The 21,374-nt window shown below is 42.1% G+C and carries 7 protein-coding genes and 1 pseudogene; 5 read left to right on the forward strand and 3 right to left on the reverse strand.

Annotation, left to right across the window (positions count from 1 at the left end; all coding sequences use genetic code 11):
• The first annotated feature begins 349 nt into the window (after nt 1–349).
• Both IPI59_06035 and topA read left to right on the forward strand, forming a co-directional pair.
• Nucleotides 350–1,099: a hypothetical protein gene (locus tag IPI59_06035; GenBank protein MBK7527105.1), complete on the forward strand. Its 750-nt coding sequence runs from the start codon at nt 350–352 to the stop codon at nt 1,097–1,099.
• A gap of 455 nt (nt 1,100–1,554) precedes the next feature.
• On the forward strand, nt 1,555–4,137 hold the full coding sequence (gene topA, locus IPI59_06040; GenBank protein MBK7527106.1) for a type I DNA topoisomerase: 2,583 nt from the start codon (nt 1,555–1,557) through the stop codon (nt 4,135–4,137).
• Between the two features lie 177 nt (nt 4,138–4,314).
• Here topA and IPI59_06045 read toward each other — a convergent pair whose 3' ends face one another.
• Nucleotides 4,315–4,710: a hypothetical protein gene (locus tag IPI59_06045; protein MBK7527107.1), complete on the reverse strand. Its 396-nt coding sequence runs from the start codon at nt 4,708–4,710 to the stop codon at nt 4,315–4,317.
• Nucleotides 4,711–5,286: 576 nt separating this feature from the next.
• Between IPI59_06045 and IPI59_06050 the strand changes: the two genes are divergently transcribed.
• The 3 genes and pseudogenes from IPI59_06050 (at nt 5,287) to IPI59_06060 (ending at nt 7,647) form a co-directional block, all read left to right on the forward strand.
• The gene (locus IPI59_06050; GenBank protein MBK7527108.1) at nt 5,287–6,051 is read left to right on the forward strand and encodes an IS982 family transposase; all 765 of its coding nucleotides are present in this window, start codon (nt 5,287–5,289) and stop codon (nt 6,049–6,051) included.
• 24 nt (nt 6,052–6,075) lie between these two features.
• Entirely contained in the window at nt 6,076–6,585 is a 510-nt protein-coding gene (locus IPI59_06055; GenBank protein MBK7527109.1) for a DNA-3-methyladenine glycosylase, read from the forward strand.
• A 266-nt stretch (nt 6,586–6,851) separates the two neighbouring features.
• Nucleotides 6,852–7,647 (forward strand): annotated as a pseudogene (locus IPI59_06060) (hypothetical protein).
• 351 nt (nt 7,648–7,998) lie between these two features.
• On the opposite strand, the gene IPI59_06065 reads toward IPI59_06060, so the two are convergent.
• Together IPI59_06065 and IPI59_06070 are read right to left on the reverse strand one after the other, a co-directional pair.
• Nucleotides 7,999–11,619 (reverse strand): T9SS-dependent M36 family metallopeptidase, encoded by a 3,621-nt coding sequence (locus tag IPI59_06065; protein MBK7527110.1) that lies wholly within the window; start codon nt 11,617–11,619, stop codon nt 7,999–8,001.
• Between the two features lie 199 nt (nt 11,620–11,818).
• Complete coding sequence (locus tag IPI59_06070) at nt 11,819–21,253, reverse strand: choice-of-anchor L domain-containing protein (GenBank protein ID MBK7527111.1); 9,435 nt, start codon at nt 21,251–21,253, stop codon at nt 11,819–11,821.
• Nucleotides 21,254–21,374 lie beyond the last annotated feature (121 nt).

The raw sequence follows: 21,374 nt of genomic DNA on the forward strand, positions 1-21,374 counted from the left end.
AAAAAAATTGTGTTTTGTTTTCAATTCCAAAAATAACATTTTTATCTTTTTTTTAGTCTTTTTTTAGCCGAACTCTTAATTAACATGAAACTAAACATAAAGAAACATTATCATTTAACAAACTACAAAGTTAGGATAAAAATAGTTTTAATGTAGATTTTTTATTCCGGATAAATTCTTTTTCAAAAAAAAACAGCTTTTACCCTCACAAAAAAAACTAACTGCGTGAAACTGCTATACACACGTGTTTATACAATTAAAAAATCATCCAAATAATCATTACAAAATTTAATTTAAACCAATCACTACACTCAAGTTTTTTTACACCCAACTTAAAAATAAAACCGACATGAAAAAAAATCTATTAATTGCCCTTCTTGGCTTGGTAAGTTTAGTTTTTACCCAAAATGTTTTTGCCCAATACCAAAGCATGAAAATGAAAAAAACCGTTATAGATAACAACTACGACCAATTTAAGCATAAAATAGTTCCCGACTGGTCGAGGCAAATTAACGACCCTGCCATACCCACCCTTAAAGTGCGCGAAAGACATTATGTTTTGGGCGATAACCAAATTTTAGAAATAGAATTAACCGCCACAAAATACGCACAAGGCAATTTTACCGCATCAACCTGTAACGAAAACCGCACCCTAAACGGCTGGCAATTTACCGAACTAAAACCCAATCAGCCCAAAATTTTGCGTTTCGAAACTACCAATACCTGCAATAATGGCTGGTGGTGGCAAACTAACGGCTACCAAGTACTTAGCGACTGGACTGCCTGGACAGCATTTGACAATAACGGCCTAAAAGCCCGCATGTCTTATAGTTTGGATGCCGCTGGCCAAAAAATTATTAATCTACAAATCGAATCTAAAAAACGGGCAACCCTACGCTGTGCTATAAATGTATGCACTTCTAACAGCATAGAGCAAAATGGCTGGCGCAAAATACAAATTGAAGCTAATAAACCCACAAATTATCAATTTGCATACAAAAATACTTGTGCTGACGGTTGGTGGTGGCAATACAAAAATTATGAACGCCTTCCAGGCTTATTAGAAAACGATGTTGAACTAAATCCCGTTGATGACTAAATTGCAGAGCAAAAATTAGTTAAGTGAATTGAAAAGAACAGCTATTTAAAACCATTTGAATCAAAAGCTCGATAGCCATACCCCATAACGCTAACCCCAATAAAATATTCCGGATGCTTGTTTAACGGCAAGATCCGGATATTTATTTTAAAACTCAAATCCAGCATCAAACTTGTATCTATTCGTTTCCTAAACCAAAATCTAATTAAATAAAAGCACAATATTACACGCTATTTTTCATTTTTATTAAAAAACTTGTATTACCTTTGCGGCCAATTTTTTATAATTAATATGGCATATTGCCAAGCTACAACAAAAAATAATTACTGATTTAGTATTATACCGGTAGTAATATCTGTAGCTTTTGCCATTGGGTTGCTTAAAAAAAATCACATAAAAAGAACAAAATAAGCCAGCCCTATTATTTATATATTTGTTTATTTGCCGTTTGTACTATGAGTAAATACTTAATGATTGTAGAGTCGCCTGCCAAGGCCAAAACAATAGAAAAATATTTGGGCGATGATTTTAAAGTAACCTCGTGTTATGGCCACGTGCGCGATTTGCCAAAACACGAAATGGGTATTGATATTGACAATAAATACACCCCTAATTACGAAGTAACAGACGATAAAAAAGACCTTGTTAAACAACTAAAAAAATACGCCACAACCACAGACGAGGTTTGGTTAGCAACCGACGAAGACCGCGAGGGCGAAGCAATTTCGTGGCATTTATGTGCCGTTTTAGGTTTGCAGCCCGAAAAAGCAAAGCGCATTGTTTTTCATGAAATTACTAAGCCGGCTATTTTGAAAGCTGTTTCAAAACCTCGCCAGCTCGATATTAATTTGGTTAATGCGCAACAAGCCCGCCGTGTACTCGACAGGTTGGTGGGCTATAAACTATCGCCGGTGTTGCGGCGCAAAATTAGTTTGCAGGGGTCGTTGTCGGCAGGGCGCGTGCAGTCGGTTGCGGTACGCTTGGTTGTTGAGCGCGAAGCCGAAATTTTAGCTTTCGAAACCAAATCAGTTTTTAAAATAACTGCCTTCTTTACGGTAAACGATACCTCCGGAAAAGCAGTAACCTTTAAAGCCGAAAGTACTAAAAATTTTGACGATGCCCAAGGTGCCGAAGTCTTTCTGCAACAATGTATCGGAGCCAACTACACCGTAAGCGATATAAGGGTTAAACCCGGAAAAAAATCGCCGCCACCACCTTTTACAACCTCAACCTTACAACAAGATGCCAGCCGTAAATTGGGTTTTTCGGTACAGCGCACCATGAGTGTAGCGCAACGCCTGTACGAGGCCGGACATATTACCTATATGCGTACCGACAGCACAAATTTATCGGAAATAGCATTAGGCGCCGCCGCACAAACCATTGAAGACCAATACGGAAACAAATATGTGCAAATACGGCAATATGCCACCAAATCGGCATCGGCACAAGAAGCCCACGAAGCCATAAGGCCCACCTATTTTAACAACGACAGCGCCGGCAACAATAACGACGAAAAACGACTATACGAGCTAATTTATAAACGCACCTTGGCCAGCCAAATGGCCGATGCTTTGTTAGAGCGCACTAACGTTGATATTTTAATTTCGACAAAACCCGATGCACTGTTACAGGCAAAAGGAGAGGTCATAAAATTTGATGGCTTTTTAGCGCTATACCGTGAAACCGCCCTTGACGAAGAAAGCGAAGAAGAACAAAGCGCAATTTTGCCCCCACTAAAACTGCAACAAAACCTGCCTCTTAAAGAAATGTTGGCTACCGAGCGCTTTAATAGGCCGCCAGCACGCTACAACGAGGCAACCTTAGTAAAAAAATTAGAAGAACTGAGTATAGGCCGCCCCTCTACGTATGCCCCTACTATTAGCAAAATTCAAGAGCGGGGCTATGTAGTGCGCGAAGACCGCGAAGGCGTGCAACGCAATTATCAACAATTTGTTTTGTCGGGCAAAAAACCACAAATGATTGTTAAACAAACCCTCACAGAGCGAATAGGGGTAGAAAAGGCAAAACTTTTCCCAACCGATGTAGGTAAAATAATAGTTGATTTTTTAGTAACCCATTTTCAAAATGTTTTTGAATATAATTTTACGGCCAATATTGAAAAACAGTTCGACGAAATTGCACAAGGTAACAAAGAATGGACTAAAATGATTGATACATTTTACCAACCGTTCAGCAAGCAGGTTGAAGATACTTTACAAACTGCCGAACGCATGAAGGCCGAACGCGCCCTTGGCACCGACCCTAAAACAGGCAAACCAATTACCGCTAAATTAGGCAAATATGGCCCCATGATTCAAATTGGGCAGGTAGAGGATGAGGACAAACCGCTATTTGCCACCATCAGACCGCCCTACACCATACAAAATATAACCCTTGAACAAGCCCTTGACTTATTTAAGTTGCCGCGCTCCCTTGGCGATTACGAGGGTAAAGAAGTAAAAGTAAACGAAGGCCGCTTTGGGCCTTATATACAACACGACGGAAAATTTACCTCCATACCTAAATTGTACGACCTTTGGGCACTGACTTTGCAACAAGCAATTGAACTGATTAATGGCAAACGCGAATCAGATGCTAATAAAATAGTTAAAGATTTTCCGGACTTGGGCTATCAAATCTTAACTGGCCGGTGGGGAGCATACATTAAATCCGGAAAATTGAACGTAAAAATTCCAAAAGGCACCGATGCCAAGGCGCTTACCGCCCAAGATTGTCAAGCCTTAGTTAAAGCTGCCCAAACTGCCGCCGCCAGCAGCAACCCAAACTTAATTAAAGACTTTCCCGAGATTGAGGCGCAAATTTTAAAAGGCAGGTTTGGCGCTTATATTAAAGTGGGCGAAACCAATTTAAAAATGCCAAAAGGCCAAACCCCCGAAACAATAACCCAAGACGATATAGCCGAACTAATAAAAGCCAACCAAAGTAAACCCAAAAAAACGATTACTAATACTAAAAAAAGTAAAACTACACCGGCAGCAAAAGCCCCAAAGTCTAAACCAACAGTAAAACAGTAGTTGTATATATGGTAGGTTTTTAAGAAGATGCCAAAATTAGATGATTAATTGACCTTTATTGTTTTAATACCAAGTTGAGGTTTTCCTCCAGATAAAGTCTTCCGGAAAAAATAATATAAACGAGCCGTTATAATTATAAATATACGGCTCGTTTCATTTGGGAACTATAATAAAATATTACATCCAGCGAACCAAAAATCGCATAAACTCTTCTTTTAGCTCGGCATACAATTTTTTAAAGGTGGTAAACTCTTCACGCAAGTCGCTATGGTCGGTAAAGCGGGTATGCTCAATGGCAATTTCGTCGTGTGTGCGGGCAAAATCTTCAAGTTCATTCTCATGGGCTTTTATGTCGTGGCGCAACGTATCAATTACCTCTTTTTCACGGATGAATTTGTTTTGAAAACGCTCGAGTTGAATTAGCATTTCTTGGCCGGTATTTTTATTTACCAACTCGGTCAAACGTTTTTCAAAAAGTTTTACTTCTTCTTTGTAAAATTGCAACTCATTAACCCAAATTTTTTGTTCAAAGTATAGGTCTTGCAAATGAATTATTTGTTTCGATACACTCATGTCTTTAGATATTTATTTAATATTTATATAATAATGTTTAAGAGGAAAAGAGGAAAATAGTTTGTTTGGTATAGATAGGCAAAAGTAGGGCTTAGTTTTACAATTGCAACTATTATCAGCAATTTTTTTTTTACTAAGTACAAAAAAATAGTAAAAGAATTAGTTTTGTGTTTGTTTTTTATATTTCTTTAAAGGTTTTTTATGTTTAAATTGACCACTGAGTTTTACCAAAACCCTAATGTTGTTGCAGTTGCCCAGCAATTGATTGGAAAATTATTGGTTACAAACGTAAATAACCAATTAACCAGTGGTATTAACGTGAATTCGGAGCTAAGCTATAAAAAATAGGGGGATTAGTATAGTTGATAGGAATAAAAACAGGAGCATAGTTATCTTTGTAGTGTCCAAAACTGCAAACAAATACTACCCCCTGTTTTTATGAAGTCCAAAGATACAAAATTTGATGTGTCCATGTTATTTGAATTATTTTTTTGTAGATAATGCCTGTTTGCTGATGCAACAATGGGTTGCTCAGCATTGGCTTAGCGAAGGTAAAACAATGCCACGCCTCGTAGTGTGCCCAAAATTTCGGAAAGTGAGATACTTACGATTCTGATTTTCTACCACTATTCGGGCTATAAATGTTTTGAATATTACTATAAAGCATTGGTTTTGAATGACTTAAAGACCTATTTTCCTACTGCCCCATCCTACAACTATTTTATAGAGTTAATAGAACGGGTTGCTCTTCCTATGGCGATTTTAGCCAAATTAACCTGCCAGCAAGCAGAAAAAACAGGAATTTATTACATAGATGCCAAAGCGCTACCTGTTTGTGACATGCTGCGAGCCAAGCAACATAAAGTTTTTGCTCAAACCGCCTCGAAAGGAAAATCTTCTATGGGGTGGTTTTTCGGCTTTAAGCTCCACCTGATAGTCAATCACAAAGGACAAATCGTGGACTTTGCTTTGACTACAGGACAGGTGGCAGACAATAGTAAAGACCTCTTAAACAAGCTATTAGAGAAAATATCAGGCACATTGTTTGGCGATAAAGGCTATTTGACTACCTTATGGAACAACTTTTTTGAAAAAGGACTAAAAATAATTACCAAGGTCAAAAAGAATATGAAAAACAGACTAATGTCTTTAGAAGAAAGGCTCTTATTGAAAAAAAGACCTATGATTGAAGCCATTAATGATATTTTGACCTCGGTTTTTGACTTAGAACATACCAGACACAGAAAACCACAGAATGCTTTTGTCCATATAGTCGCTAGCTTGGTAGCCTATCAGTTTTACCCCAATAAACCTCAAGTAGATCTTGCTAAAATTTACTAAGTAAATCTCCGAACTCACGTTGGTATTATTGTCGAAACAGAAGCCTACCGAGGGGCCGACGACAGGGCTTGCCATGCTTACCCCAACAAACTAACACCGCGCAATGCCATAATGTTTAACAATGGTGGCGTTGCCTACGTTTATTTATGTTATGGGGTTCATTTTTTGTTTAACGTAGTTACAGGGCCAATCAACCAACCCGATGCAGTACTTATCAGAGGCATTAAACCTGTTGAAGGCTTGCCTGCTATGCTTCAGCGCCGGAAGCTAAGCCCATCGCTGCTTAATGGCGCGCCCCAAAAGAAAATAGCAAGCAAGCTGGCTTCGGGCCCCGGATCATTAGCACAAGCTTTGGGTATAAACATTAATTATAATGGCACTGATTTAACTGGCAATACTATATATATTGAAGATATTGGCTTGAACCCTCAAAGCAACCAGCTAATTGAAGTAACAACACGTGTTGGGTTGTCGGCTCGGGCGGGCAGTTGCGCCTTGCGTCCTTGGCGTTTTTATTGGTGCGGTGAAAAATGAGTCTATCAAGTTGTTTTTTATAACTTTTGATAATTTTAATTACGGTGAAAACAAATTAATAAAGTGGAATGAGGCTTAATGGACATTTTTTAGGCTAAAAACCTTCGAAAGCATTACTATTGTTAGCTTTGAGGACAATCAAAGGTTATGAATAAAAAAAATGCTTTTACTGTGGTAAAAGGTTTGTAAAGAAAAACGGACTTGTAAAAGGAGTTCAATTGTATAAGTGTGCTCATTGTGGGAAACAATTTTTAGGTGGGCAACGCATCAATAACGAGCAAATATGGGAAGAATACAAAAGTGGTAAACAGACCTATTTGCAGTTAGCTCACAAGTATAATTGTTCTGTTAAAACGATTCAAAGGCGGTTAGACAAGATTAAAATAGTGGCTACGGAAAAAACAGGTAGAGTAGTCGTTGTATTAATGGACACCACCTATTGGGAGCGGGGTTTTGGCGTAATGCTTTTTAAAGATGCCTACACCAAAGAAAACCTTTTGAAATATTATGTGAAGACAGAGACAAATGGGCTGTATATAGAAGGAATTAAGGAGTTAAAAAGGCGAGGTTTTACTATTTCGGCTATTGTTTGTGACGGAAGAAAAGGCTTAATTGCGTCGTTTAAGGGTATTCCTGTTCAAATGTGCCCAGTTTCATCAAGCAGCAATAATTCGAAGATATTTGACCCGTAAGCCAAAGCTAAAAGCTGCACAAGAGCTGATGGATGTTGTAGATTTGATGAAGCAAACAGACAAAGAAAGCTTTGTCGGAGCATTAGGGCTATGGCTTGAAAAATGGAAAGTGTTTCTAAACGAGAGAACTGTAAATCCGACTACAAACAAATCGTTTTATACGCATAAAAGGCTTAGAAGTGCTTATCGTAGTTTGAAGAATAATTTACCTTGTTTGTTTACTTGGCACGATAACAGGGAACTTCAAATACCTAACACAACCAATGCTATTGATGGACATTTCGCAGATTTAAAAAACAAATTAAGAAACCATAATGGCCTATCAATGAAACGGAAAATGAAATTTATAGATGGGTTTTTAAAGGTATAAGGGCTTTCTGAAAATATCAAAGGCTTACAATATACAGTAAGCCTTTGATAAGACATTTTCGTCAAGCATCTGTTTTATCCCTGACAAGTTGCTCCCCAGCAGAGCTTGTTTCCGTTTTTACAGACATGCAAAGAAATAAAATATTCAAGAATAATGTAAAAAAGTGAATAAAAAAACAGCATTAAAAATGTCCACTTGAACCAAGCGTCTAAAAAATAGCATTAAAAATGTCCATTACTCCTGGAATGAAGTAAACCCAAATAGCACAACATTAAAAAACTTCCGGATAAATATCAACTACCAATTCATTTATTTATCCGGAAGCTAATTTATTTTCGCTTACTTGTTCTTTTAACGGTTTATCGCAAAGTTCTGCATCCAAACATATTGGTTATTAGTTAGGCGCAAAGTATAATATCCGGTGGGCAGTTGGTCAATTTTTATTTCAAACGAGTTGTCCAACGGCATCAAGTTTTTATCCATTACCACTTGTCCGGCAATATTTGCAATAGTTAATTGGGCTTGTTGCTGGCCAAAGCCTTGTGCAAAAAACACATTTAAATTACTATTAGCAGGATTGGGGTATAACTGCAAGGGCAAAACAGGTAAAGCCACGTTATTGGCTCCGGTTGCAGGTGCCTGTGTTAAAGTGCTAACTTCGCTACAAGCTTTTAAGCCATTGGCTTCAACGCAGGCACGATTAAAATAGCTATGCGCATCGGCCAAAACAATGTCATCAACCCACCAGCCAACCGCACCTTCAAAGGCATCGTTAGCCATTCGAAAACGCAGTTTTATGGCACTGCCAACAAAACTCGATAAGTCGGCAATAGTTAAAACAAATTTACCGCTGTTGCCAGTAAAGGCAGGGCGTTCGCTGATGGCGCTTGCCGGATTTTCGCTTATAACGCCGTTATAACCATTTTGTGTCATTTTATCACCTAAATCTTGCCAGTTGCCATTATTTACCTGTATTTCTACTACGCCGCCATCCCATGCATTTTCGGTATTATACCAGTGCCAAAATTGCAACTGGGGTTTAGTACCGCTAATGGTTACAGCGTCTTTCAAAATTAAGTAGGTGTCACTTTCTGAGGCATTTTGGCCAGCAGGGTTAGCGGCAAAAAAGGCATTTTTGCCCGATGTTTGTTTATCGCTTACTACTTCCCATGGTGTGTTTCCGGTAGGGGTTTCTATGGTCCATTTATCGCTACCTAATTCAACATCGTCTGCAAAAAATGCTTTACTAAATTTGGTGGGGTCGGTACTTACTTTTATTTTACATGTTATACTTTGTTTGGCTTCTAAATCAAAACTAGGAAGCACAACTACATTTCCAATGGTAGCGGCGGTTCCGCAGGTACACGAGCCTGGCACGTAGGTTAATCCGGATGCTAAGGTGTCTGTTACAGTAACAAAACTAAGTTTATTTTCGGTATCGTTGCGCACCTCAAAAGTATATTCAATTTCTTGCCCTGCGTTTACCGTAGCGGGTGCAGTTTTAGTAATTTTAAGGGTGGGTAAGCAGGTGGGGGGTGCATCGAATGCCTCGGCCCCATCGTTAGTGCTGTCTGAGCCCCCTTGGGTAGCACTATAGCCCAAGCCCCGGCGGGCAAACACGTCCCAAATAAGGCATTGGTGTAAGCCCGAATAATTGGCTTTGTCAGCGGCTAAAATAGCATCGCGGCCATCTACAAATCCGGGACTACAGGGTTGTAGTTTCATGCCATCCATTACTAATTGCATGGCAATGCCGTTACCGCTTGTAGGGTCAAATATGTCGGCGCTAAATCCATACTTATCAACAAAAGCCCAGTACAAGTCCCAAAGCATGGCGCACCAAACTTCGCCTACAAAATGCACTTCGCTGCTTTCTTTTAGGCTGTTGTAAGTGTGCGGGTTAATGCCCATATCTGTACTATATGGGTAGTTGCGAATGCCCGAGCCGTTGGGCAATTGGCCAAGCACATAGGTGCCTATACCGCGTGCATCGGTGCTTTTGTGTTTACTGGTAGTTGTTAGTGCTAAGCCAAAAAAGTCGCTCCAGCCTTCACCCATTTGTTCGCCATTGTTCAAACATCCGGCATTATCGGGGCCGCCCGTTAAACGGTTCGATACGCCATGGCCGTATTCATGGCAAATAACGCCATTATCAAAATCGCCGTCAATTTCATTGCTTCCGGTAGCTGATAAATCAACAAAAACCTCCGAGCCTGTGGTTAGTTGAGCTTTAATAATTTCACAGTCGGCTTTGCTAATCATCACCGAAGGTATATTAATAGCCGGGTCAGAGCCACCCATTGCAAAGGGTCCCAAATCATCGTTTTGGCAAACAATTACGGCAATGGCTCCGGCATCTTGGGCATTCATTACTTTTACGGTAAAATTGCAGGTACCTCGGTCAATTAGGGCAATATTGTCTTTTACTTGGTTGGCATTAACAAACGGAGCTTCGCATCCTAAGGTTGGGTTTGCCGAGTCGTCGTCAACTAATATAAGTTCTCCTGTTAATTTATCGGGCGCAAATGGTAAAGATGGGCCAAACGAAGCCAAAACACAAGTATAATCGTTTGCTATGGGTTGGGGCTCGGTAATTTTCATAACTGCTCCACCGCCGGCACCCCATAAAAACATTTGCATCCGGGGGTTTTCGCCATCGGGTCCCGTTGCGAAATTAGCATTATTTGTACCACTTCCGTCAAGGCCGTCAGCGTTTACGTAGTCGCTTCCGATGCCGCCTTTTCCGTAGTTATTCTCTTGAAAATTACCACTTACTTCGTCAAAACCAAATAGGTAGCAAAAATCGTGCATAGTATTATTCCAATAAAAAAGATTAGTAAGCGCCGGATCCATATTGTCTTTGGGGGCTTTGCTAAAATCAACCGGATAATTGAAATCAAGGGTAGTATCTCCAGGTGAATAGCCGCCTTGGTCATCGCCGTTTTGGTCATCGCGGGCGCGTACATTATTGCCGCGTGTAATGTAATAATCGGGGTCAATATCGCCGTCTGTATCGTGCCAGCCAAATGGCGAGGCATTAGGTGCTAACAACCACGGGCTATTGACTACTTGTCGGTCGCCGTGTGTTGGGCTTTCGACCGGCACGGCATAAACGTTATAATCATATTCGCCCATTTGTTTAAAAGTTTCCGATGATGTTGTTATCTCGTCCGTTTCAGTATGGCCGTGTTCACAATTTTCATGGGTTTGGGTACTGCAAGTGTTATCCATGGGAGGGCAAGCAGTTTCATTGGCTTCGCAGTGTTGCCAATTACAGCGCACTACCCAGTCTATTTTATGTACAATTTGGCCATTTTCAGCATCAATACGCACGCTCCACCAATGCTGGCCATCGGGTTGATACATGGCTAAATCCCATGTCAATCTTATTTCGCTCTTACTTTGGTCAGCTGCTGTTATTGGGGTAAACATTAGCTTACATGGAATAGGCAACTGGTTGGGGTATTTTGGAAACACAAACTCGTAGTTGTTTTTATCCGGATTAAACCGCCATCCAATAGTTAACTTATCCGGAAGCGGGAATTTAAGCTGTGAAATAGCTGCGTTTAAGGCATCTATTTCCGACAAAACCGGTTTAACGGTATTTATACGCTGGGCAATATTGGCTTGTAACCGGTTACCTACCGATAATATTTCATTATTGGCGGTAATATTTACATTTGCAACACCATTATAAATTGGTATTCCTTTAACCACTTGCTGCATGTATATATGACTAACTCCGTTATGTTTTGTAGTGTAGGCATCGGTAATAATCAAATCTGCTACATCGGCGGGAGTTACGCCAAATTTGGCATAGTTTTTTTGTATATGTATAAGTGCTTTTTCAATGGTTTGCTGCGGGGGCAAACCGTTAAACTGCGTTTGGGCTTGTACTAAACCCGAGTATTGCAAGCTACTGCTACAAAGAGCAAGCAACAACAGTAAGAAGGTAGGTAATGACTTAGGCATAAATAATAATAAATAAGTGTTGGAAATAGAAAAGCTTATAGGATGATATTAACAAAAATTACGGCAAAACTTATTTAATAAAGCCTTGCCGTAATTCGGTAATCTAATTCTCAGAGCGCAAATAATTTTGCATTTGTATTCAATAAAATATAGGCAAAGGTAACAAAAGCACAGTCAAGTTGTTCAATAAATACTTTTTTTAACGCAGCAATGTAAGATTGCCGCTAATATTGCCCGTTGTACCGTCAAAATAGTACACCTTGGCATTAAAAACATAGACGCCAACGGCAGCGGGTTGGTTTTTATGGTTGCCATCCCAGCCCTGTAAATAAGGCATTTTCATACCTTCAAACACTTGGTTGCCCCAACGGTCAAATACTATTAAATCAACGCTTTCAATATTTGCGCCGTTCACATTAAAAATATCGTTTAGGCCATCATTATTAGGTGAAAAAGCATTGGGAGCTAAAACAGCGTTTTTTAGCAAAACCGTTATTTTAACGGTATCCATTGCCTTGCATCCATATTCATCCACAACTTCAACCAGATAAAATCCGGTGGCCGAGGGCTTAATCTCTGGGCTTTGCGCTGTACTGCCCGAAATATCTACGTTGATGGGCAACAATGGGTTTTGTAGTGGCTCATAAGTGGCATTCCATAAAAACTCAAGGCTACCATTAAGCATCGAGTTGGCGTCAGTGGTTAACGTTAAACTTTCTCCATAAAAAATACTCGTGTCATCAAGCGTAGAAACGGTAACTGCCGATACGCCAATTTCACTTTCAACTGTATTAGTACAACCATGTACATCAACAGTTAATACGACTGGCACCATGCCTGATTGGGGCAATATTACCTCGTGAGGACCTATGCCTGTATATTCAATTCCGGATATAGACCAATTAAACGTGGCATCAGCGGCAGCACTACCCGTAAAGGTAAAGGTAGCGGCATCGCCCAAACAAATTATATCCGGATGCGTAAACGCGGCAACAGGCTGTTCGTAAACTGTAATTTCGATAGTTGTACTGTAAGGACAATTTATAGCACTTGTGTAATTATACGTTATTGTATGAACGCCCGCCCCGGCTTGTGCAGGGTCAAACCATCCGGATGCGTTTACGCCCGCACCAGTAAATATACCTCCGTTTGGTGTAGGTATTAGCTGCACACCTGCCTCTGCCGAGCAATATTCGGGCTTCCATCCTTCAACAGTCAAGTCTAAAGGAGGGCAGTCAAGGGTAGTACAAGTTACTGTTTGCGTAATACCTGCCTCGCATGTGGCTGGCATTATGGGTAAAACGGTGCAAACAACACTCGTTTGTGTAGCCAAGCCCGTTACCAAATATGATAACGTAGCTGCCGAAACTTTAAATGGGGCGCCGCCATCAATGGTTATTTCGTACTCTAACGCCCCCGATACAGCCGTCCAAACAAACTCAACAGTAGTTTCGGTAATATTGCCACAACTTAAAACGGTTTCAGGACTTAGGCCATCAACCACCACGTTAGCTATAACGGTACAGCCATTGGCATCGGTAACAGTAACGCTATAATTGCCGGGCAGCAAGTTGGTAGCTGTTGCTGTTGTTTGCGGTGGCGCAGTGTTCCATAAATAACTCATTGGGTTGGTACCGTCAATAATGGTAACAGTTGCTGCACCTTCGGTAGTGCCGCAGGTGGCCGGGGTAGCCGTTATGGTATTAAGTTTAGGGCCGTTTAAATTAGGCACATCTACTGTTAGGGTAACCGTGCAGCCTTTTGAGTCGGTAACGGTAACGGTATAACTTCCTTCAGCAAGGTCAGTAGCACTTGGACTGTTTAAGCTGTTATTCTGGCTCCAAGCATAAGTATAACTTCCAGTGCCGCCCGTAGCAATAACAGAAGCCATGCCATCGGCCTGATTGCAGTTAGCCGGCGTAATATTGTCAATAGAAAGTGCGGGGCCATCAATATTAGCCAATAATTGGGTAGCAGTTGCCGTACAATTATTGGCATCGGTTACTGATACCGTGTAATTTCCGGCCAAAAGATTAGCAGCATTGGCATTATTAAGGGTGGCATCCTGGCTCCAAGCATAGGTATAGCCGCCAGTTCCGCCAGTCGCTAAGGTATTTATAGTGCCTATGCCTTGTACACAATAATCGTCGGTAAAGGTATTAATAAGAATATTTGGGCCATCAACAAATAAAACATCTGTAGCAATCACATCTTTACAGCCGTTTCCATCGGTTACGGTAACACTATAATTACCTGTTGTTAGCCCTGTTGCTGTTGCACTATTAAGGCTTGCATCATGACTCCAAGTAAAAGTATAATTGCCATCGCCACCAATAGCATTAACGGTAATATCGCCATTAGCTTTGTTGCAAATTTCGGGATTAGTGCTGGTTATGCTAAGTTCGGGGGCATTATCATCTTTTACGGTTATTTGAATAGTAGCTTCACAGCCAGCCTGGTCGGTTACCGTTAAATTGTATAAACCCGATGCTAAATTATTGGCAATGGCGGTATTGCTTACATTTGGAGACCAAGTGTAAATAAGTGCACCTGTTCCTCCGGATGCTGTTACCGAAGCCGAGCCATCACTTTGGCCACAACTTGAGTTAGTTACGGTATTTAATACCACACTTGGGCCCGGAATATCAGCTACCGGAATATTGAGTATAAATTCACAGGCATTTTGGTCAGAGATGGTAACGGTATAATTTCCGGATTTTATACCCGTTGGGTTATTTCCGGATAAAGCAGCATCTGACCAAGTGTAAACAATGGGGTTGGTCCCTCCATTTGTAACAATATTAATACTTCCGTCGGTTTTACCACAATGTGCGTCAATAACTGTAAATGTAGCAGTTGGGCCCGGTTGGTCGGTTAGGGTAACATTTATTGTAGCGGTACAATTATTTTCGTCGGTGGCGGTAATTGTGTAGTTGCCCGGTGCTAAATTAGTTGCCACGCTATTACTGCTTACGTTGGGCAACCAAGATAAACTAACTGTTCCAGTACCGCCGCTAACCGCTACTTCAATAGCGCCGTTATTAGTTGTACAGGTTGGGTCGGTTTTGGTTACCAAGCTTAAAACGGGGCTTGGCTGTTGCATTATATCAAACGACTGTGAAACCGTGCAGTTTTTGCTATCGGTAATAGTTACGCTATACGTCCCAGCAGCTAAACCCGACGCTGTTGCGTTGTTTAACGTTGCATCATGACTCCAAGTAAAAGTAAAAGGACTGGTTCCGTTAGTAAAGTTTACTGTGGCGGTGCCATTGTCGTTACCACAAATAGCAGCGGCAATATCAATGCTGGTAATAGCAGGTCCATCTAAGGTGTTTACCGTAAGAGCTACTGTTGCCGTACAGCCTTTTGCATCGGTAACGGTAACAGTATAATTACCGGCTGCTATATTATTGGCAGTAGTACTGTTTAAAGTTAAGTCGTGGCTCCAAGCATAAGTAAGAGGCGCAGTGCCACCCAAACCCTGAACGGTGGCACTACCGTCTGCAGTAGCACATCCGGCAGGCGTTGTACCTACTACGTTTATAGTGGGGGCGTTATCTTCTTCAATAGTAAAATCAATCGAGGCAGTGCATCCATTCTCGTCGGTAACAACTACGTTGTAATTGCCTTGCGGCAACGAATTTGACGAGTTGCCACTCGAAACTGAAGGTGTCCATGTATAGGTTAGCGCGCCTGTACCGCCTAAAGCAGTTAAAGTAGCTGAGCCATTTGCTTGTCCACAAGCTGCTTTTGTAATATTAGTAAGGGTTAAGGTGGGGCTTGGTTGGTCAATAAGGTCAATTGTGGTAGCATCTTTGCAGCCATTATCATCGGTAACCGTTACGCTGTATGTACCGGCTGGCTGGCCGCTCATTATATTTCCAACGCCACCAATAGACCACTCAATTATTAAAGTACCTACCCCACCGCTTGCAGTTACTTCAGCCGAGCCGTTCGATTGTTGGCAAGTTGGGTTGGTAACATTTAAAACGGTAAGTGTTGGTGCGTTTAGGTCTGATATATTGGCATTACCAACTGTTTGGCAGCCATTGCTATCGGTTACAGTTACGGTATAAGCACCAGCTTTTAATCCGGTTACTACATCAGTATTAGCGCCGTTCGACCAATTGTAAACAAACGGAGGTGTTCCGCCTGTCATTAATACCGAAGCTGCGCCATCACTTTGCCCACAACTTGAGGGGGCAGTACTAACTAAAGCTGTAGCGGGGGGCGAATTGGTAATAGTGTAGGTTTCAGTGGCAATACAGTTAAAAGCGTCTGTAACGGTAACGGTATAAGACCCCGCCGATAAATTGGTGCGGAGAGCTGTATTTTTTAAAGCGTCATCTGCCCATTTATAGGTATATGGCATTACTCCACCAGTTGCCTGAATACTAATTTCGCCGTTAGCTTTTGAGCAAGTCTCATTTATAGTGCTTACAAGGTTAAGTGAAGGGCCTGCAATATCGTTTACAGTAGCAGTTAGGGTGTCGGTACAGCCGTTAGCATCGGTAACGGTAACGGTATAATTTCCGGCTTGTATATTTAAGGCATCGGCAGCGTTTAATGCAGGATTGTGCGACCATTTAAAGGTAAGCGGTGCCAGCCCTCCGGATGCTAATACCTTAACAGCGCCAATTGCCTGACCACAATGCGCATCGGTTGTTCCGGATAAAGTTAATTGTGGACCTGGTGCATCTGTAATAGTGTAAGTTTCAGTAGCGGTACAGCCTTTTGCATCGGTAACAGTAACGCTATAAGTCCCTGCCGGCAAGGAATTTAATATACCGGTATTACCTATATTTGGGTCCCAAACATAGGTAGGTGTACCCGTACCTCCGGCAACATTTATTTCGAGGCTGCCATTGCTTGCCGAACAAGTTTCGTTTGTTTTACTTTTGAGGGTAATTACTGGCCCGGCAATATCGCCAATTGTAAAACTTTGGGTGGCAATACAGCCAAAATTGTCTAAAACAGATACCGTATAATTGCCGTCAATTAATCCGGATGCTACGAGGCCGTTTAAATTGCCATCATGCGACCATTGAAAAGTAAGCTCGCTTAAATTGGTATTGCCTAAAGGGCTAAGGGTAACTGTTGCAGTACCTAAACCTTGCCCGCAGTAATCGGGATCAAGGGCAATATCTTCAATAATGGGTGCGGGTTCGTCTATTAAATCAAATGTTACAACATCAAAACAGCCGCGCTGGTCGGTTACAGTTACGGTGTAAGTGCCGGCGGTTAGGTTGTTGTATTCGTTAAAGCCATAGCCATTATCATTAGACCAAGCGTAGAACAAATTACCCGTTCCGCCCGTAGCTACCACTAATGCCGAGCCGTCGGGTTGCCCGCAATGTGGTTGTATAGTAGCCACTTCGTCAACGGTGGGGCCGGGGTCGTTGTTTATAGTAATGCTTTGCACCACTTCGCAACCTATTTCATCGGTTACGGTAACTGTATAGTTGCCCCACGGAAGGTTGTCGGCATAATTATCGCCATCTTGGAATGGGTCGGAGAAATTGTATGTAAGTAAACCCGTACCACCTGAGGCATAAACGGTTAAAGCACCAATACCTTGGTCGCAGGCATCGTTTAGCACCGTTATACTGTCAATAGCCGGTGCGCCAAAATTATTTATGGTAGCGGTTATGTAAACAGGGCAATTATTTTGGTCGGTAACGGTAATGTCATAAATACCTGAAGGCAAGTCGCTGGCATAGTCGCCGGTTACGGTTGGCAGCCCGGCCCAATTATACGTATAAGGCGACAGGCCTCCGTTTATTACTAACTGTACTGAACCGGTTGCCTGGCCGCAGGCAGCATCTATAACAAGGGGAGCGTCAGCGGTTGGGCCTGCTACAAAATCAACAGTAAAACTTTGAATGATATTACAGCCGTTGGCATCGGTAACAGTAACAGTATAATTGCCTTGAGTTAAATTAGTAATATAGTTGCTATTACCTGCATTGGGCGACCAAGCAAAAGATAAGGCTCCGGTACCGCCGGTAGTTGTTAACATAATCTCGCCATTGGCTTGGTCACAAAACTCCGGATTAATTGCTGCGTTTGTAATAGCCAATGCTGGTGGCTCGTTAATAGTGGCGCTACCTGAAGCGGTGCATCCTTTTGCATCTGTAACAGTAACGCTGTAAGTGCCAGCTGTGGCTGTAATTTGGTCGGTAGTTTGGTTACCGGGCGACCATAAATAGGTATGGGGTGCAGTTCCGCCTTGTACTTGCGTTTGTATCGTACCATTGCCACCATTACAAAGTGGGTCAGCAATATTAAAACTAACAGTTAAAAGAGCAGGTTCGTTGATGGTAATAGTTGTACTAATATTGCAATTATTTGCGTCGGTTATGTTAGCGGTGTAGTTACCGGCCAACAAACTATCCGGATTTAATTCGTTGTTGGGTATAGCGCTAGGGCCAGACCAAACTATTACAACGGGTGCAACTCCTCCGGTTAAATTTAAATTAATACTGCCTGATGCCTGACCATTACAGGCCGCATCGGTAGTGGTGGGTGCCACTGCCATTGGGTTTGAGGTATCAAACAAATCAACAGTTATTGTAGCAGTGCAAAGATTGGCATCGGTTACAACAATGGTATATTGGCCGGGCATAATATTTGATGCGTTTGCCTGGTCGCCAACCGGCGAGGGGCCTGTCCATAAATAGGTATAAGGGCTTGCGCCGCCAGTTGCGTTTACTGTAATACTGCCTACATCGCCGGGGCATAATATATTGGTGGCCGTAGCCGAGGCAGCTAAATTATTTAAAGTAACGGTGTGGGTGGCCACAGCACTACAGTTATTGCCATCGGTTACGGTTACGGTATAGGTGCCGGCGGTTGTAATGCTTATAGTAGGTGTTGTTTGAGTAGTTGACCAAAGGTAGGTGCTGCCACCCGATGCAGTAAGGTCAATACTATCATTTTGACAGATAATAGCTTGGCCTGTAATTTGTGGGCTGGGGAGGGTATTTACTGTAATAGTTGCCGAATTGGTATTGCTGCATCCAGAAGTGGTATCAGTAAATACGGTATAATAAGTAGTAGTAGTTGCCGGGCTAATATTTCCGGAAACTATATTGCCGCCGGGCAAAGGGGCATCGTACCATACATAAACGCCGGAGCCGCCGCCATTAAGCGCATCAATGGCAACAGAGTCGTTTTGGCAAATAGCTATATTATTAACGGGTACAACTGGCAAGGGTAAAATTGTAACGGTTACCAGCACTGAGTTGCTAATACAACCAGTTGGAGCTAAACTTGTTACCCAGAAATTGTAGGTTCCGGGGGTATTATTATTTATTTGAGTTGCGGGGTCAAAAGGGTCTCCGGTAAAAATTGGCGGGGTGCCGGGGTTTGTCCAAGGGTCAAGCAAATACCAAGCGGGTTGTGTGCCCAATGGAGTAGTTGCGCTAATAGTTGCCAGCGAATCGCTCTGGCAATAATTAGGCGGGTTGCTCACCAAAGGAGTATTGGGTAGTAATGGGTTGTTAAGGGTATAACTTGCCGAATCGAAGCAGCCGTTACTGTCGGTAACTGTAATATAATAAGTGCCGGCAAGCAAATTTGTTGCATTGGGGGTGTTGCCTATGGTGGTGTCGCTCCAAGCATAGTTATAGGGAGTTTGGCCACCCGAAGCGGTAGCATTTATAGTTCCGTTGGCATCGTTGTTACAAATGGGGTCGGTAGCCGAAAAAGCAATGCTAATATCAACTAAAACAACATTGGCATTACCCCCCGTATTTGAACAGGGTAGTGCATCGGTTACGTTGGTAATAGTATAGGTGTCGGCGGCGTTTACCGTAAGGGTATAAGGCGAGGTTAAAATTGTAATGGTAGTTGCTCCGTTTACAGGGTCGTTATAGGTTAGGTTCCAAGGTGCAACTCCGGTTAAATTAATAGTTAGGTCGGCGGTTGCTCCTGCGTTATCACAAATGGTAATATCTCCGGAAAAATTAGCGGTAGGCAAGTTTGCAACATTTAAGTCAATTACATCGTTTGAAACAATGCCGCACATATTGGTATAAGTATAGGTAATGGTATAAGGTGGGGAGGATAAGGTGGGGTCGAAGAGGCCTTGCGCAGCGTCGGTAATTCCGGCACCCGACCATACCCCGCCGGATGAATCTGCTTCGAGGTCAATGATGCTTGGCATCAAGCATATTAATCCGGGATCAATAATGTTTACGGGTGTTGGGTTGTCGAGTACGGTAATGGTTATAGTATCGGTATCGGTATTAAGGCAAAGGTCGGTAACGGTTACCATATAGGTTGTAGTGGTTGCCGGTGCTATATTTATAGAGGGTACGTTGCCATCGCCGGTACTCCACGATAATATTTTTTCGGTGCTAATGCCCGCGCCGCCGGTTATAGTTGCTGTTAAGGTAACGGGGTCGTTGGGGCAAATGGGATTTACAGACGCCGTTACTTCAACATCAACCGGGTCGGCATCTTTTATCAGCATTATTTTGGTGATGGTGCTAGCTGCACAGGGGCATCCGGTAGGAAAGTTTAAGATAAGGCTTTCGATGCCTTCGGTATTGGTATCAAAATAGGCGTCAATCCAAAGGGTGTCGCGTACTAAACCGGCCGGAATGGTAAAATCGGTAGGAATAGTATTGCAATCAACACCGGGGGTAGCCGAACTGCCAGTATCTACATTAATACCCGTAATGGTGTACGGGGCTGAGGTATCGGTAGTGTCTTCGCGCGTGAATACAAAATAGCCTGTTTGGCAGCCTTCGTACATAAGATTAATACCACTCGATTGGCCTACACCAGTGTTAACATCAAAACCGTCTCCGGCATCAAAACTGCCTTCTTCTAAAAACACTCCCGAGTCGAGCACCGTATCTGAGCAATCGCTTATAGCCAATTTAATATGGTAGGTTTGGCAGGGGGTCAATTCGGGGGTTGTGGCTTGTAACACAATGGTAAGGCCATCGTATTCAACGTTTAAGCCATTATTAGAAGGGCACGAGCTTGAGTTGCCAATAAAATAAGTTGTATTTGTAATTTCATTAACGTTGTTGATAGACACTGCTGTGCTGGTACCCGGAATTAAGGCAATATTTACAGCACTATTACTAAATGGCCCCGAAATGCCGGGTCCGGATATAAAAAAGCCAAATACATCGCTAAAACTACTTGGCGAATACTCGCAATATTCTTCTGAACCAAAAACGTAGTTAAAGGTAGCCACATTGGTAGTTGGCACAAAATCGAATTCTAAAATAGCTGCATCAAAAGTGGAGTACGAGCTGGTTTGTAATATATTAAGGTCGCCATCGCCACTACCGCCAAATGATGATCCGGTGCCGCCATTATTATTAGGGCCGTTGGCATTGGCTACATCGCCCGAAGCCAATATTACGCCCGACTCAAAGCCAAGGGGGGCTTGCCCGCCTGAAAAATAACCGCGGGCAGTGCCGTTGCCAACATAAGTAATATTACTTACTGCCACACATTCTGAGCCGCCCATTAGCACGTCTTCAACTAATTCGGTGGGTGTGTAACCCGATGAGGTGGCGGTTACTTGGGCATACGTATAGCTATTAAAACTAATAAATAAAAGAACAAAAAAAACCGCAATAAATACGGTTAAAGTGTAGCATTTTGCCATAAGCAAAGGAAGTTTAAATTAATATTCATAAAATTAAAGTTCCGGCTCACCATAATAAAATAAACAAAACAAAGGATAGGAAGGAGAAAAATCAAGATACGCCATCTATCTAATAGTAAGT

The sequence above is a fragment of the Sphingobacteriales bacterium genome, from assembly GCA_016706405.1.
Taxonomy (GTDB): domain Bacteria; phylum Bacteroidota; class Bacteroidia; order Chitinophagales; family UBA2359; genus BJ6.